The 16,505-nt window shown below is 35.2% G+C and carries 15 protein-coding genes; all 15 read right to left on the reverse strand.

Annotated features, from left to right (window positions below):
* Nucleotides 1–242: 242 nt before the first annotated feature.
* The 15 genes from F9279_RS10535 to ftsL all read right to left on the reverse strand — a co-directional run bounded on the left by F9279_RS10535 (nt 243) and on the right by ftsL (nt 16,497).
* Nucleotides 243–608 (reverse strand): small basic family protein, encoded by a 366-nt coding sequence (locus tag F9279_RS10535; RefSeq protein ID WP_152112746.1) that lies wholly within the window; start codon nt 606–608, stop codon nt 243–245.
* A 2-nt stretch (nt 609–610) separates the two neighbouring features.
* Nucleotides 611–1,348, reverse strand: coding sequence for a DUF881 domain-containing protein (locus F9279_RS10540; RefSeq protein WP_226793427.1), 738 nt, complete (start codon nt 1,346–1,348; stop codon nt 611–613).
* Between the two features lie 12 nt (nt 1,349–1,360).
* Nucleotides 1,361–2,065 (reverse strand): DUF881 domain-containing protein, encoded by a 705-nt coding sequence (locus tag F9279_RS10545; RefSeq protein ID WP_152112748.1) that lies wholly within the window; start codon nt 2,063–2,065, stop codon nt 1,361–1,363.
* Entirely contained in the window at nt 2,055–2,849 is a 795-nt protein-coding gene (locus F9279_RS10550; RefSeq protein WP_152112750.1) for a cell division protein FtsQ/DivIB, read from the reverse strand. Before F9279_RS10550 ends, F9279_RS10545 begins: the two co-directional genes overlap by 11 nt.
* 131 nt (nt 2,850–2,980) lie before the next feature.
* A complete protein-coding gene (gene murG / locus F9279_RS10555) occupies nt 2,981–4,090 on the reverse strand; it encodes an undecaprenyldiphospho-muramoylpentapeptide beta-N-acetylglucosaminyltransferase (protein ID WP_152112752.1) in 1,110 nt (369 codons plus the stop codon).
* Between the two features lie 306 nt (nt 4,091–4,396).
* Complete coding sequence (gene spoVE, locus F9279_RS10560) at nt 4,397–5,497, reverse strand: stage V sporulation protein E (RefSeq protein ID WP_152112754.1); 1,101 nt, start codon at nt 5,495–5,497, stop codon at nt 4,397–4,399.
* Nucleotides 5,498–5,851: 354 nt separating this feature from the next.
* Nucleotides 5,852–7,204 (reverse strand): UDP-N-acetylmuramoyl-L-alanine--D-glutamate ligase, encoded by a 1,353-nt coding sequence (murD, locus tag F9279_RS10565; protein WP_152112756.1) that lies wholly within the window; start codon nt 7,202–7,204, stop codon nt 5,852–5,854.
* The gene (gene mraY / locus F9279_RS10570) at nt 7,204–8,178 is read right to left on the reverse strand and encodes a phospho-N-acetylmuramoyl-pentapeptide-transferase (RefSeq protein WP_152112758.1); all 975 of its coding nucleotides are present in this window, start codon (nt 8,176–8,178) and stop codon (nt 7,204–7,206) included. The genes murD and mraY overlap by 1 nt, the downstream gene beginning before the upstream one ends.
* 1 nt (nt 8,179) lies before the next feature.
* A complete protein-coding gene (locus F9279_RS10575) occupies nt 8,180–8,623 on the reverse strand; it encodes a hypothetical protein (protein WP_152112760.1) in 444 nt (147 codons plus the stop codon).
* Nucleotide 8,624: 1 nt separating this feature from the next.
* Nucleotides 8,625–10,088 (reverse strand): UDP-N-acetylmuramoyl-L-alanyl-D-glutamate--2,6-diaminopimelate ligase, encoded by a 1,464-nt coding sequence (locus tag F9279_RS10580; RefSeq protein ID WP_152112762.1) that lies wholly within the window; start codon nt 10,086–10,088, stop codon nt 8,625–8,627.
* 339 nt (nt 10,089–10,427) lie between these two features.
* Nucleotides 10,428–12,338 carry a stage V sporulation protein D gene (locus tag F9279_RS10585; RefSeq protein ID WP_152112764.1) on the reverse strand — a complete coding sequence of 637 codons (1,911 nt, stop codon included), beginning with the start codon at nt 12,336–12,338 and terminating at the stop codon, nt 10,428–10,430.
* Between the two features lie 83 nt (nt 12,339–12,421).
* Entirely contained in the window at nt 12,422–12,787 is a 366-nt protein-coding gene (locus F9279_RS10590) for a hypothetical protein (RefSeq protein WP_152112766.1), read from the reverse strand.
* A 181-nt stretch (nt 12,788–12,968) separates the two neighbouring features.
* Entirely contained in the window at nt 12,969–13,892 is a 924-nt protein-coding gene (locus F9279_RS10595) for a nuclease-related domain-containing protein (protein ID WP_152112768.1), read from the reverse strand.
* A 103-nt stretch (nt 13,893–13,995) separates the two neighbouring features.
* The gene (locus F9279_RS10600; protein WP_152112770.1) at nt 13,996–16,137 is read right to left on the reverse strand and encodes a penicillin-binding protein; all 2,142 of its coding nucleotides are present in this window, start codon (nt 16,135–16,137) and stop codon (nt 13,996–13,998) included.
* A 3-nt stretch (nt 16,138–16,140) separates the two neighbouring features.
* The gene (gene ftsL, locus F9279_RS10605; RefSeq protein ID WP_152112772.1) at nt 16,141–16,497 is read right to left on the reverse strand and encodes a cell division protein FtsL; all 357 of its coding nucleotides are present in this window, start codon (nt 16,495–16,497) and stop codon (nt 16,141–16,143) included.
* Between the last annotated feature and the right edge of the window lie 8 nt (nt 16,498–16,505).

Below are 16,505 nucleotides of genomic sequence, written 5' to 3' on the forward strand. Positions count from 1 at the left end.
TTTCCCTAGCTACATAACTTTATACTTTTAAGAAGTTATAGATGCAATTTCTCTTATATTAAAAGAAGCAACACCATATTTTCACTAAGTTTTTACTATGTGTCAATAGATTTTTAAAGATTTACAGAATAAACAGGACTATTTACTTAATACTTTATTCATCCATGTTATTTCTATTAAAAACTTAAATTTATTAATAGTTAAACTATTCGCCAAAACTAATATATTCCCTTTTTTATATGTCAATTTTTTTCAACTTTTTCGGAATCATTTTTATTTGTTTTAGTAAGAAGAATTCTTCTTATTAGTGATATATTTTGAAATAATCTAACACCAAAAGCAAAAATGGCAGCTAAATATAAGTCTACACCAAGATGAACACCGAGAAAAGCTAAACTTGCCGCTAATGCAATATTAAAGAAAAATCCTGACACAAAGACTTTTTCATCAAAAATATTTTGCAAATAGGCCCGAATGCCTCCAAAAAGGGTATCAAGGGCAGCCAATACTGCAATGGATAAGTAATTCGCATATTCTTCGGGAATTTTTATATCTGTTAATAACCCTAATATAATTCCTACTATTAATCCGAATACAGGCAGCCACATATTTATAAACCGCCTCCTTCTTCCCCATTAACTGGACTTAGATATTTTGTGTTAATAGTATTAGTAAATCGTGGAATCGTTGTATTTTCATTTGGTTCATGTACAATCAACCGAAGATTTGAAAGAAAGAACTCATCTGCAGATTTAGAAACCTTCATATGGTTGTATAATTTCTCAGCACTATCTTTATCTTTTGCTAATACCTTTACTTCTAAAGGAAGTTCATTTATAGCGATGCCATCCATTTTTAATACATTGTTTATTTCTCTAATAACAGATGTATTAATATACCTATTATTATTAACCGCTACTTCCTTTGCACCATATAAGTAAAGCTCATTCATTAGCCTTTGTAATAATTCTGCCGTAACATAGCCTATTTGCTCTCCTAAAAGAATCTCTTCATTTACTGGTTCAATAGAAAGAACTAATCCTTCTCCAGTTTCCTCCGTTAATCCAGCTTCTACTTTTAATTCGTTTAATGTCTCTTGAAGGATACTTTCTTTGCTATCTTCTGTTTTACTTTCATACTCATTTAATTTTGTATTATTCGCACGAATTTCGCTTAATAACTGTAGCTCTATTTCTTTCTCATGTAAAAGATCTTGTCTTAATTCCCAAGTATCTCTTGTATCTCTTTCTATTGGTTCTTTTAAAGTCTGAAACTGGATTGCAATCATAAACCCAATAATTAATGTGATCCCAGACATAACAAGAAAATTTGTCTTCACACTCACCATTCTTTCTCCTATTTACTTGCTAGCAATGATTGGTTCCATTTCAATAGCTTGTTTTCTTTCCAATGTGAACTTTACATTCTCATTTACAAGTGCATCCTTCACGCCACCTGTTATATTAATGGCTCCTTCTAATACTTTGCTATCGCCAATGGCAGATATGATAAAGGGAGCTGGGTGCTGAGTTCCATCTACTTCGATAACTGGGCCATTACAAAGGATATAGGAATTATGTGAGAGCCGCTGACCATTAATACTAATTGCCTCGGCACCTGATATATATAATTCGTTAATCACACTAAATACATGATGCTCGTGAACCAAATAATTATTCACATTATCTTCTTCTGGTTGATAATCTCCATCTTCTAAAGTAATTTGCACACCTTCACCTTTTACTGCGACTTTACCTAGATGCAATCTATATTTCTCTGCTTCTTCGGCCATGTTGGAATAGGTACTTTTTTCACTAGAAAGTTGTTTTTCAATTTCCACTATTTTCTTTTGAGTCTTTATTAATTCTTTATTCAATGTGTTATTTTTTTCTTCTTGTTCAATTAATTCATCACGTATAGCCAGGTCTTTTTCAAATTGACTATCATCTAATATAGGTTGTTTCTGCTCCTTATTAGTGATTTGGAAAGAAAAAGCTATCATAAATCCAAGTACGAGAAAAACGAAAGAAAATATCACATTTCTTCTTCTCTTACTATTCTTCACTATTTTCTTCTCCTTCTCCCTGTTCCTCTTCCGTATCAAACGCTTTAAAATAGGAGCCAACCTCTAAATCGATAACCCCTTTTTTATCGGTATTCAATTGAGCTAAAATAGAAGGATAGTGTTCCATTTTTTCTGCAAAAGAGGAAAGAGTTGCTAACACCTGATTTCCATCATTCATATAGACTGTTATATGGTTGGAGTCTGTATCTTTGGGCGTATAACTTACTTCAGAAATAGCATTATAAACTACGTTTGGCAGTTTATTAAGTTCTTCACTAAGCCTTGCAATTTTTTTCGCATGTTTCTTTGTCATATTCTTAATAATAGGAGCATCAGTAGGAATTTTAGAAGCAACTTTTCCATACAGTGCTTCGCCATTTTCCATAACAGGAATATATTGATTACCATCTAATAAATAGGCGACCTTTTTATTCTCCTGAATGGTTATTTGTAGATTATTAGGGAATTTTATTGATATATCTACTGATTGAATGCCACCATCTTCTTTTAAATCTGATGATACTTTATCACGATTAATGGACCAGATATTTACCCCTTCTTTTAATCCACTGATCTTTTCTATATCTTCCGTTGAATACATTTGATTTCCTTTAATAATAATGCTCTTTGCATGACTCAAAGGTGATTGAAAGTAAATAACACAAATGATGATCAGGAAGAATAATAGGAGTAAGAAAATAAGTCGCCTATTTGCCTTTTTACGACGTTGTTCTTTTAATTTAGGTATACGATCTTCTAAAGATACAACCTTCCCTTTTGCCAAGAAATCACCTCATATTTCTATGTAATCTAAAGGTCTATGCTCCCCTAAGAGATTACTTCCGATACTATTGCACAGAAACAAGTCTACCATTTTAATCGCAAAGTGAAAACTTGAAAATAGAATTTATCTTCCTATTTCTGTTGCTTTCGCTTATTAACAACTTCTTTCATAACATCATACAAACGGATAGCTGCATCTGGCATACCTAATTTTTTAGAGGCTGCTTTCATATTATGTAATACTTCCTTCTGTAACATAATAGTATCTATTTCTTCAACTAGCTTGGTTCCATCTAGCTCCTTTTCAAGAAGCATTTTGGCAGCTCCATTAGTTGTTAAGGATTGAGCATTTTTTTCTTGGTGATTGTTTGTAACATATGGACTTGGAATTAAGATACTTGGAATGCCGAGTGAAGTAAGCTCACTTAATGTAGTTGCTCCTGCTCTTGCTACAGTTAAATCCATATTTGTCAATACTTCAGGCATGTTATGTACGAATGGCTTAATTATTACATTACTCGGATTTCCAACTAACGCAACTTCCTTTTTCACTGACTCATAGTGGGCTTCTCCCGTAACATATAATACCTGATAAGGCTTTTTACCAAGAGAAGGCAATGCTGCTATAACCGCATCATTTATAGGTCTAGCTCCTCTACTTCCTCCTACTATGAGAACACAAGGATCCTTTAATTTTAATCCAACTGATAGTCGTCCCTTAATACCATCTTGATTTAACACTTCAGACGCTCTAGGGTTACCTGTTAAGACCACTTTTTCTTTCGGAAAAAACGATGCTGCTTCCTCAAAGCATGTTGCAACCTTATCCACATATTTACTTAAAAATTTATTGGTAAGGCCTGGAACACTATTTTGTTCATGTATGATGGTTGGAATCCCCATTTTACTAGCTGCGTAAACGACAGGGCCACAAACATATCCCCCTGTTCCTATTACTACATCTGCCTTAAACTCTCTTAATATAGCTTTACTTTTAGAAACACCCGAAATAAATCTCCAGACTGTTTTCAAGTTTTCCGGGGAAATTTTCCGCTTAAAACCCGTTATATGTACCGTTTTAAAAGGGATTTCTTCTCTTTTTACAAGTGTGCTTTCTAGTCCTTGTTCTGTTCCTATATAAAGAAACTCTGCCTCTTTTACTTGTTTCTTAATTTCTCTAATAAGGGCTAACGCAGGATATATATGACCACCCGTTCCTCCACCGCTTACTACAATTCTCATGCCTTCACTTCTCTCCTACTGCTTTAAATTTATTGTATTCCTATTATATCTTGAATTGGTAAAAAACAGAAATAATCTAATGCATTTGTAAAAAATTTTTATCCCAACTATTGAGATACCTTATTCTACATTATTTTAAACCTCTTTTAGCTCTTTCTTTAAATTGAAAAAGAACTGTAAACTCTTTGGTGACTTGTATATTTAAAATGCAATAATTGCAAAGTGATTTTTATAAATGTGAAAATAGATAATATTCTAGAGAATAATATTTTTTTCAAAAAAAAAGAAAAAGCATATGTGCTTTTCCTAATATCTTGAATATCTACTAACATTAAGGAGTATTCCTATGGCTATTAGCATGAGGGTTAGCGAGGATCCTCCGTAACTAAGAAACGGAAGAGTAATTCCTGTTACTGGCATTAACCCTGATACTACACCGATATTAATCATTACTTGAATAGCAACCATTGAAATGATTCCTACTGCAAGAAAACTTCCAAAAAGGTCTTGTGCGCCTAGTGCAATTCGAATACCTCTCCATAATAATAAAGAAAATAATAAGAGAATAAGTGATCCACCAATAAAGCCTAATTCTTCTGATAGGATAGCAAAAATGAAATCTGTTTGTGGTTCGGGAAGATAGAAGAACTTCTGTCTACTCTCGCCTAACCCTAAGCCGAACAGCCCTCCTGGTCCAATAGCATAGAGAGATTGGATAATCTGAAAGCCACTTCCTAAAGGATCAGACCATGGATCTAAGAAGGAAGTAATCCTTTTAATCCGGTATGGAGCTGATGCAACAAGTCCAACAAATCCTGCTACTCCAATTAAACCTAAAATAACAAAATGCTTAATTCGTGCGCCGGAAATAAAAATCATGACAATACTCGTCCCCACCATAACTGTACCAGTTCCTAAATCTGGTTGAAGCATAATCATACCAAAAGCTAGAAAAACAAGCCCCAGTGATGGAAACAATCCTTTTTTTACTGTGATAATATGTTTCTGGTTCTCTGAAAGAAATTTGGCTAAAAAGATAATCATCGCTATTTTCATAAATTCAGAAGGTTGAATAGAAAAGGCTCCTACACCTATCCAGCTTTGAGAACCATTACGTACTAACCCTACACCAGGAATTAACACAATTACTAACAAAGCAAAACAAACAAGAATAATAGGCTTAGCCCAAGTACGCCAAATCCAGTAATCAAGATTCATGATGAATATCATGGCAGCTATTCCAACACCCGCAAACAGCATTTGCCTCTTCGCGAAATAAAAAGAATCCCCTAAGTTTCTCTCAGCCATTACAGCACTAGCACTATATACCATAATTAGACCGATAGCCAAAAGCGTAAAAGTAATAATCATTAAGATGATATCTGGACTAGTTTTTTTTGATGCCATTGTTAACACCTCAAAATGCAAGATTAGGGCTTGCGAAGAAAAAAGCGGAAATGCTACTATAACGTTTCATCTATATAATGGTGTCTGCTATCAATAACTTAAATACCAGATATTGATAGCAGACACTTCATGATATATTTAAACGATTCCGTTACATGTAGCCATGAAATAAGCAGAAGTCACTTTAACATGACTTTATGAAGAATTTGAAACGGTACATTTTCTTTTCCATGCTGTTTTGGTAAAATACACTGATTTTACCATTCTATGTATAATGCAACATTACTCTATTCTCTTTCCACTAAACAACTAACACTTGGTAACAATTGTAGAAATCAACTTCGAGACAAGCCCTTATTTAAGCATATGCACTGCATGAATAAAAATGTCTCCTCTGACTTCAAAAGTTTTATATTGATCCCAGCTTGCACATGCTGGAGATAGAAGAATAACATCTCCTTCTTCTGAAAGGTCATAAGCAACAGGCACTGCTTTGTCCACATTATCGACACGTTGAATTGTTTTTATTCCAGCAAGCTCTGCAATCTTCTCTAATTTAGGAGCAGTTTGTCCAAATGTAATCATTGCCTTTACATTTTTTAAAGATGGAATCAGCTCATCGAATTCGTTCCCTCGATCTAGTCCACCAGCAAGTAGAATAGTAGGAGCGTCAAAAGCTGCTAAGGCGTTTTCAGTTGCTAAAATGTTGGTTGCTTTAGAATCATTATAGAATCTACGTCCATTCACTTCTGCAATGTATTGAAGACGATGTTTCACCCCTGTAAAGGTATTTAACACTTTAAAAATACTTTCATTGGATACACCAGTTAATTTAGCAGCAGCAATAGAAGATAGAATGTTCTCCAAGTTATGGTTACCAGGAAGCACAATATCTTTTACATAAATGATTTTCTCATCATGAAAATAAATACATCCATCTTTCACATAAGCACCAAATTCTAGAACCCGTTTTGTGGAAAACGGAATAATTGTTGCATTACTTCTATTAGCAATTTCCATGACTACCTCTTGTTCTATATTTACAATAAGATAATCATTTGCATCTTGATTCTGTGTGATATTCCCTTTCGCGCTAGCATACTCTTCTCTTGTTCCATGATAATCTAAATGAGCATCATAGATATTTGTGATAATCGCAATTTTTGGTTTAAATTGATCAATCCCCATTAACTGGAAAGATGATAACTCAATCACAATCTGATTATCTTCTTTTGCCTCCTGCGCAACATTAGAAGCAACTGTACCAATGTTACCTGCGATTAAAGGCTTTTTCTTATCTATATCTAGCATATCAAACAAAAGTGTTGTAGTAGTTGTTTTTCCATTCGAACCTGTAATAGCTAAAAACGGCGCATCTGATACAAGATAAGCAAGCTCTACTTCTGTAATAATAGGAATTTGCTTTTCTACCGCTCTTTTAATCATTGGGTTATGATAAGGAATCCCTGGGTTTTTAACTATTAACTGAAAACCTTCATCCAATAATTCAATTGGATGACTTCCACATATAACCGTTATGCCTTGCTCTAATAACCCTTGTGCTTCTGGATTTTCGTGTAATGGCTTGCTGTCATTTACTGTTACAAACGCTCCTAGTTTATGAAGCAATTGAGCAGCTCCTACTCCACTTTTCGCCAATCCTAACACAAGGACTTTTTTATGATGAAAATTCTTTATTTCTTTCATTATAACCACACCTCAATATAAATTCCTAAAGCAGCAAATAGTAACCCTACTGTCCAGAAAGTAACAGCTACTCTCCATTCCGACCATCCAACCAACTCGTAATGATGATGTAGGGGACTCATGCGGAATATTCTTCTTCCTGTAGACTTAAAGGAGATTACTTGCAGAATAACAGATAGAGTCTCAATAACGAAGACACCACCTATTAAAATTAACAGAATTTCTAATTTAGTTAAAATAGCTATTGCAGCAATAGCCCCTCCTAACGCTAATGATCCTGTATCTCCCATAAATACTTTTGCTGGATGTGCATTGAAAACTAAGAATCCCAATACAGCTCCTACAATGGCTACAGAGAAGATACTAATTTCAAACAGAGATTGACTCCATGCTAATATAGCAAATGCTCCAAATGCAATAGCCGCTGTACCTGAAACTAATCCATCTAACCCATCTGTTAAGTTAACTGCATTGGAGAATCCAACTAGCCAGAAAATAATAAACAAGGCATAAAACCATCCAAGCTCAATTGGTTGTTCTACAAATGGAATAGAAACAGCAGTTGAAAATTCATTTTCTCTTAGTACAAAGTAAAAAATCAGCGATATGATAATTTGCCCTAATAATTTTTGTCGAGAAGTTAATCCTAAGTTACGTTTCATAACTACTTTAATAAAATCATCTAAAAATCCTAATAAACCAAAACCAAGTAACACAAGCAACAACAGGTAGGTTTTAATGGTTGGTTCTGAAAACTTATTTATCATAACCAAAGTTGTGACTGTGATAGATAAAATAATCATCAGTCCACCCATCGTTGGTGTACCTGTTTTCTTTTGATGTGATTTTGGTCCTTCTTCTCTAATACTTTGTCCGAATTTTAATCTTCTCAAGAAAGGAATAAAAAAAGGAGAAATTAACACAGTAATTAAAAACCCAAGAACGATAGTAAAGAAAATAACCTTCTCCTGCATTTTATTCCTCTCCTTTCCAATTGAAATTTAGTAAGGAAACTTGTTCCTTTATTACCGCTATATCATATGTGTTCACAACCTGATTAAGACTTAAATCTTTCGAAAAGATAAAATTTGTTGAGTTTGCTTGATTATTTAATTGTTTCTCATATATTGCTATCATTTTTTGTAAGCCTTCCTTTAAATCATTAGTATAAAAGATGGGAAAATGATTGGGTGTGTAAGATGGTGGCTTCTCTCCCTTTTCCCATACTGCTCCAATTGCTCCATTGTTAATTGCCTGTTTCAGATCTGTAACGAATGTTTCATATTGAATAGGGATAAATAATCCCTTTGGCTGTTTTATATTTGCTACGAATGACACTGTTTCAAATAATAGATTTTCCTGTACAAATCCTTTGGTTTCCGGAAATGCCTCTTGAATGAGATGATAGGAAAGTGCCATTTTATCTCCCCTCAATCGCTTCTTTAGCAATTAATCGATCATCAAAGTCCAATACCTCTGTACCAACTATTTGATAGGTTTCATGCCCTTTCCCTGCGATCAATACCACATCCCCTTTTTGAGCATTTTTCATACAAGTAGAGATGGCATCCTTTCGATCAGGAATAATGCTATAATTCTCCATACTAGATACACCAGCTTCCATATCTTGCAAGATCGTAGCTGGGTCTTCACTTCTTGGGTTATCAGAAGTAAAAATGGCATGTGTTGCTTCCTTACATGCAATTCTAGCCATTAAAGGCCTTTTCGTTTTATCTCTGTCCCCACCACAGCCGACAATGACATATACCTTATTTTCTGCAAATTCCCTTACAGTTTTCAGCGCGTTTTCTAAGCTATCTGGAGTATGAGAGTAATCAACAATTACAGAAAAGTTCTGACCTGCATGAACCATTTCAAAACGACCAGACACTCCTTCTACTTTCTCTAAAGCAGCTATTATTGTTTTCATTGGGATTTGGCTAGCAATACCCACCCCAATACTTGCTAAAATATTATATACATTAAATTTCCCTACCATTTTTAAAAGCAAGGAGAATTCACCTAAAGGCGTAATCAAATCAAGAGATGTACCATTAGCTGTCATTTTTATATTCTTTGCCATAACATCTGCATCTTTGTCTATTCCGTATGTCAACACATGTGCAGGTGATAAGTTTGCATATTCATGACTTACTGGATCATCATTATTTAATATAGCAAACTTAGGTTTTGTATTGGAATAGGTGTTTCCTAGTCTTGAGAATAAAAGTCCTTTTGCTCTTTTATACCCTTCCATTGTTCCATGATAATCTAAGTGATCTTGTGTAAGATTAGTGAATACTGCTATATCATAGTCACATCCAAACACTCTTCCTTCTACAAGTGCATGAGAAGATACCTCCATAACCGCTGTTTCTACTTCACGTTCGACCATTTGATGGAATAATCTTTGTAAAGTAACTGCCTCAGGAGTAGTGTTTTTTGTTTCTTGAATTTCTTCATCAATTTTTGTGTACATTGTTCCAATAATACCTGTTTTCTTATTGGCTTCTCTTAAAATAGCTTCAATTAAATGGCTTGTAGTTGTTTTACCATTCGTTCCTGTTATTCCAATCAATTGAAGGCTTTGAGTAGGATGATGGTAGAAAACATTTGCGAGTATACTGCTTGCTTTCTTCGTATCCTTTACTACAATAACTGGTATTGGTAATGATAATTCTTTCTCAGCAATGATGGCTACAGCTCCCGCTTCATATGCTTGTTTAGCATAATCATGTCCGTCTACTGTAAATCCTTTGATACAGATAAATAAACTACCCTTTGACACTTTGCGATTGTCATTTTCAATCGATTGTATTTCTACATCCTCTCCCGTGTAAGGAGTATATGGGTGTAAACATTGTATCAGCTCTTTTAAACGCATCGCATTAATTCCTCTTTTCTCTAACTCCATATGTATAATGAATCTTTTCCTACTATTTGTTCGTGATTATGGAATGTACTTTTATTACACAACAAAATTTAATTATATACTAATCAAGCTAACAAATAGAGTGTTTTTTCCTTAGCGTATTTTATTTTACATGATTCCTAAACTTTTCGCTATGCTGTTCAAAAAAGATGCAAGCTTTTTCCCATTCTAGATACTGCTTTAAGCACGCTTTGTTGTTATTAAATTTGTATTCAAAAATAAGGAACTTTATGAAAAACAGCTCTTTATATAAATAGAAGCGGCACAATAAATGGCCGCTAACTTCTACCATTAATTATACTGAATAATAATGGTTGATCCTTCCTGTACCTTTGTTCCAGGCGCTGGAGATTGTTTAATAACACTTTCTCCACTTCCAGTTGAATCAATTTTTAAATTAATAAACATTTCGCTAATATCTTTTTTCGTATGTCCTACTAAATCTGGTACTTCGATTAATGGTGTATCTGGATATTTATATTGCTTTTCAATCTGATCTTCTCTTGGTTCAACTCCTAATGCCCTCAAGCTATCTCCCATCATTGCTCCAACAATAGGAGCAGCTACTGTTCCACCAAACTGAACGGTTCCTTTTGGATTATCTACAGCTACATAAATAACTAATTCTGGATCATCAGCTGGAGCAAAGCCTATGAATGAAACAATATAATTATTTTCTAAATATTTCCCGTTAGAGGCTTTTTGTGCAGTCCCTGTTTTTCCCCCAACACGATATCCTTCTACAAACGCTTTTCCACCAGAACCTTTTGCTACCACGTTCTCAAGAGCTCTTCTTATTTCTTTAGAAGTTTCTTCAGAAATTACTTGGCGTTTGGCAGTAGGTTCTTTTTCCATTAACACTTCCCCTGTCTCAGGGTCAATTAATTTTTTCGCCACATATGGTGTATATAGGGTTCCGCCATTGATGGCAGCTGACAATGCTGTTACTTGTTGAATAGGAGTTACTGCAACCCCCTGACCAAATGCTGTAGTTGCCTGTTCTACTGGTCCTACTCTATCTAAATTAAAGAGAATTCCCTTGGCTTCTCCCGCTAAATCTATACCTGTTTTCTCACCAAATCCAAAATCCTTAATATACTTAAACAATTTTTCTTTTCCTAAACGCTCTCCTAGTTCGACAAAACCCGGGTTACAGGAGTTTTGTACAACCTCTAAAAATGTTTGAGAACCATGTCCTCCACTTTTCCAACATTTTAACTTAGCTCCACCAACTTCTGCATAGCCTTTATCATAAAAAGTATCTTTATCTAAATCTACTTTTCCTTCCTCTAATGCTGCTGCTAAAGTAATAATCTTAAAGGTTGACCCAGGTTCATAGGCACTCCAAATGGGTAAATTTCGATTGTAGATAGTCGAATCAACATTTTGATAGTCAGTCGGTTCAAAATCAGGGCTGCTGGACATAGCTAATACTTCTCCTGTTCTCGGATTCATCGCTATGGCTATAATAGAATCTGGATTATACGTTTGTTCAGCTATTTCTAATTCTCTTTCCACAATTGTTTGGATTTTCGAATCAATCGTTAGCATTAAATCATTTCCATCTTTGGGTGCTTCATAGTCATCTGCCATATCATTCATTCTCTGCCCCTTCGCATCAGAATAATATTGCACAGATCCTTTTTGCCCTTTCAATTCATCATCATATTCTAATTCCAATCCTATTAATCCTTGGTTATCTATTCCTGTAAAACCTAAAACATGAGATAAATAGTTTCCAAATGGATACGATCGCTTTGAATCTTCGCCAATATAAACACCATCAATATCTAGTGCTCGTACTTTTTTTGCTTTTTCATGGGTTATCTTTCTACCCTCTTTTATCCGTACACTCATTTCTTTTTGCGTAATTTGGCTATAGATAGCCTCTTTATCTCCTTCTAAAACCTCCGCTAATTTTTCTGCGGTATTTGCTGGATCTTTTAATTGCCGTGGCACAATATATACGGTTGGGGAACTGATATTAGTAGCTAAAGCCACTCCATTTCGATCAATAATCTCTCCCCTTTGCGGCTCAAACGCAATTTGACGACTCCACAAATTCTTTGCCTTGGTTGTTAGCTCGTCCCCTAGGAAAAACTGAACATAAGCTAATCGAACATCAATAATTAGAAAAATAACAATCCCTGCCAATAACGCTATCATCAACCGTTTACGCACGGTCACATTTGAAACCCGCATACAAATGGAACCTCCTTTATACGAACTCGTTCCAATATATGCTTGTACTTGTGGGAATAGAACGGGAAGTGGGGTGGGGAGGTTTAGGGAGATGGAAATTTAACAGGGCTTATGAACGACCTTTTCGCTGAGTTTTTCTTCATTCGGGCTTTCATTTTCGCTATGAACGACCTTTTCGCTAGGTTTTTCTTCATTTGGGTTTTCATTTTCGCTATGAACGACCTTTCGGCTGGTTTTTTCTTCATTCGGGCTTTCATTTTCGCTATGAACGACCTTTTCGCTGGGTTTTTCTTCATTCGAGCTTTCATTTTCGCTATGAACGACCTTTTCGCTAGGTTTTTCTTCATTTGGGCTTTCATTTTCGCTATGAACGACCTTTCGGCTGGTTTTTTCTTCATTCGGGCTTTCATTTTCGCTATGAACGACCTTTTCACTGGGTTTTTCTTCATTCGGCTTTCATTTTCGCTATGAACGACCTTTTCACTGGGTTTTTCTTCATTCGGGCTTTCATTTTCGCTATGAACGATCTTTTCGCTGGGTTTTCTTCATTTGGGCTTTCATTTTCGCTATGAACGATCTTTTCGCTGGGTTTTTCTACATTTGGCCTTTCATAATTCAGCGTACATTTATTTAATCTACCTCATCCATGTCATTATAGAATGCCCATTGGTGCACACCATTCATTTTAAAATTCCTTTCTAATATGCGTCTAATTTTCTTTAGAGATGCAATTCCACCACACATCTCACTTATCGCTTTTGTCGTTATTTTACTATTAGGAAATAGCACTCTGAATTCTTCTATCGTTCTTAATACAGCCCTTTCAAATCTTTCAATATGATTACAAAAAGTACACTCCACCCCCATCCCCACAACCCTAAACCCAAACCTGCCACACCCAGCACATAAAATCCCTTTCTGAATCTCCTCATACTGATAAGAAGGAATTTTTCTATACGGATTTTCCTCTAGGTGAAGGGAATTCAATTTCTCTGCTATCAATTTTGAACGTTTCTTAAGTGGAATTGTATTCTGTTGCAAATGGAGAATATGTCGATTTAATTGATTCCAATGAATGATTGGTAATTGAAGTGGTGCTTGATAGAGGAAAAATTCGGGGTTAATAAATACTACATTGCTCACAATTGGAATAGAATATCCATGCTTGTGAAGTAATTGTCTAAGTAATGTCTCTGTTCTCTTCAATTGTATCAGGGGATTACTTATCTCCTTTTGGCTTTTAGTAAAAAAGCGGTCGTTTTCATAATAATAATCTCCTTCATAATTCTTAATTTCATACAAAAATAATGTTTCACCGCTAATCATGATAGAATCCACTTGAAATATTGTATTACTCACTTCAAATAGCAAATCATTTAAAATTACATTTCCTTTCGAAACGTTTTCTGTATAAGAATCAAATTTTTTCTCTCCCTCCCACCCCTTTAGCAAATTATGAAAATATCGTGTTTCTTCGTCTGCTAACGGGAATCTCGCATTTAACGCCCGCCATATCCGCAATTCATCTGATTCTTCTCTCCGTTTATGACACATATTACGCCTCCTTTTCTATAACTATAACAAATATTTTCTCCTAAGCCATTAAAAAAAGCTCTACCACATACAATCATGTAGTAAAGCTACCTAAACAAAAGCTCTATTCCGGTTCTTTCAAAGTAATCGTCAATTCTGCATTTTCTTCGACCGTAGAACCAGCCTTTATGCTTTGTGTTTCCACATATCCGCTGCCGGATGATTCTAATTTTAAAGAATGAAGATCTGCCACTTTTATAGCATCTCTTAAGGACCAGCCTGTCATATCTGGAACTGTTCGTTCACCATTTGTTTTGAGTATGATCTTTTCGCCCTCTAGATAAGACTGTCCTTCTTCTGGAAGTTGACCTTCAATCGTATTACCGTTTCCTATAACAATAGCTGTTAAGCCTGTTTCTTCCGCTATTTTCTTCGCTTCTTCTACCGTCATACCAGATAGATTAGGAATTTCAACAGATTTAGTAGCAACCATTTTGGTTGGTGCAATATCCATATACTGCAAACTACTTTTCATAACTGTCGTAAAAATTTCAGAAACTGGTTCGGAGCCTGTTTCATTTCCTTCTAGTTCAGGTTGTTGAACAGCAACATACATCATTAATTCTGGATCATCCTTTGGTGCCATTCCTAAAAAGGAGAAAATATAATTATCATGACCTGTTAAGTAGCCACCGCCACTTTTGGGAATTTGTGCTGTCCCGGTTTTCCCGGCCACATCGTATCCTTCGATATTATATTTGTTATAGCCTGTTCCTTTTTCGCTCGTAATGACTGTTTCCAGAATATCTCTAACTTCCTTTGCTGTTTCAGCTGAGATAGGAGTTCCTGTTACTTCTGTCTCTGCTTTCTTGACAAGTTTACCTGAAGCATCACGAATTTCCTTTATTACATGAGGCATCACCATTTTCCCATCATTCGCAATCGCTGTAGCAGCTTGTATTTGCTGAATAGGAGTAATAGCTGTTCCTTGACCGAATGAAGTCGTAATTTTTTCAATTGGCCAATTATAAACAATTTGACTATTAGCTTCATTTGGGAGATCAATACCAGTAGGTTGATCTAAGCCAAATTTGGTTATATATTCTCTTAGCTTATCAAACCCTAATTTTTCCTTCGCAAGTTTGGCAAAAGCTACGTTAGAAGAACGTTGAACTCCTTCTAAATAAGTTATTGGTCCCCAACCGACACCATTATTATGGTCTCCAATACCTTCATACCTTCCAGATTGATATTGCTCATCTGGATTAAATGCGCCTTCTTCCACAGCTGCTGCTAAAGTGAAGATTTTCATCGTAGAACCAGGTTCAAAAGATGTTTCAATGGCTTCATTATGCCATGTATCTGAAATACCTTCTCTTGTTACTGGATCGAAGGAAGGCCTTTGACTCATCGCTAAGATTTCTCCCGTTTTTGGGTTGGCAACAATAGCAATGATTTTTTTCGGATTATACTCTTCTACTACCTTATTCATTGAATCTTCTAAGATGGACTGTATTCTTTTATCTAAAGTAAGTGTCACATTGTCCCCATCTTTGGCTGCAACTACTTTTTCATTACTATTAGGCAAAATATATCCCCAAAAATCTTTGCTATATTTCATACTTCCATTTGTTCCTGTTAAGAGGGAATTCAAGCTCCCTTCAATTCCAAGTCTACCAGTTTCCGTGAATGTACCTGTATCTTCGTCTTCTTTTTCTTCTAGATAACCGATAACATGTGAAGCAAACATTCCATTTGGATAAAAACGTTTCTTGCCTTCTGTAATAAGTACTCCTGGCAACTTCAATTCTTCAATTTTCTTTTTCACATCAAAAGAAAGGTCTTTCCCCGCAGTACCAAATTCAACCTGCTTAGCTCCTTCTTTTGTTAAAATTCTATAAATCTCAGATTCTTCTAAATCAATATATTTTGCCAATTCCTTTGCTGTCTTTTCTGGATCCTTTACATGTACTGGGTTACTCGGATCATTTTTACTAAGCTCTGCATCTGTTACTGCAACCAGTTTATAAGACACAGCATCTTCTGCAATAACCTCACCATTACGATCTAAAATGTTGCCTCTAGATGCCTCTAATGTCCGACTTGAATTATGTCTTTTATCTGCTTCTGCCGCAAGAACGGTCCCAGAAACCTCACCTGTTGCTTGAATATAGACAAAGCGAACAACTAATACAAAAAAGAGCAGACAAAAAAAGGCAAAAAGGATGGCTGCTCCCACATTAATATTAGGCTGTTTTCGAATCATTGCTTATTGCACAACCTTTACATTATCTTTACTAAAATCTAATCCTAATTTTTCTGCAACTTCTCTTAAACGTTCAAAATTGCTTAAGTTACTTATTTGAGCATCTAACTCTTTATTTGATTTTTCTAATACAGCAATAGAGCTTTGAGTTGTTTGAATTTCCTTGTTCACATCGTAAATCTTAGATTGATTACTGATGATTGTTACTCCACCTAAACAAATTAATGCTGCACAAGTAACACCAAGGATTTTTTCTCCAGGAGATAATAATGATTTGGCATGCTTCGTAACCTTCTTAATCGACTTTACTTCCTGTTGCTGTATACTTTCTTGTTGCATTTTTCTCGCTAAGTTGCTCATTTAACTAC

This window comes from Bacillus sp. B1-b2 (assembly GCF_009183415.1).
Lineage (GTDB): Bacteria > Bacillota > Bacilli > Bacillales > Cytobacillaceae > Niallia.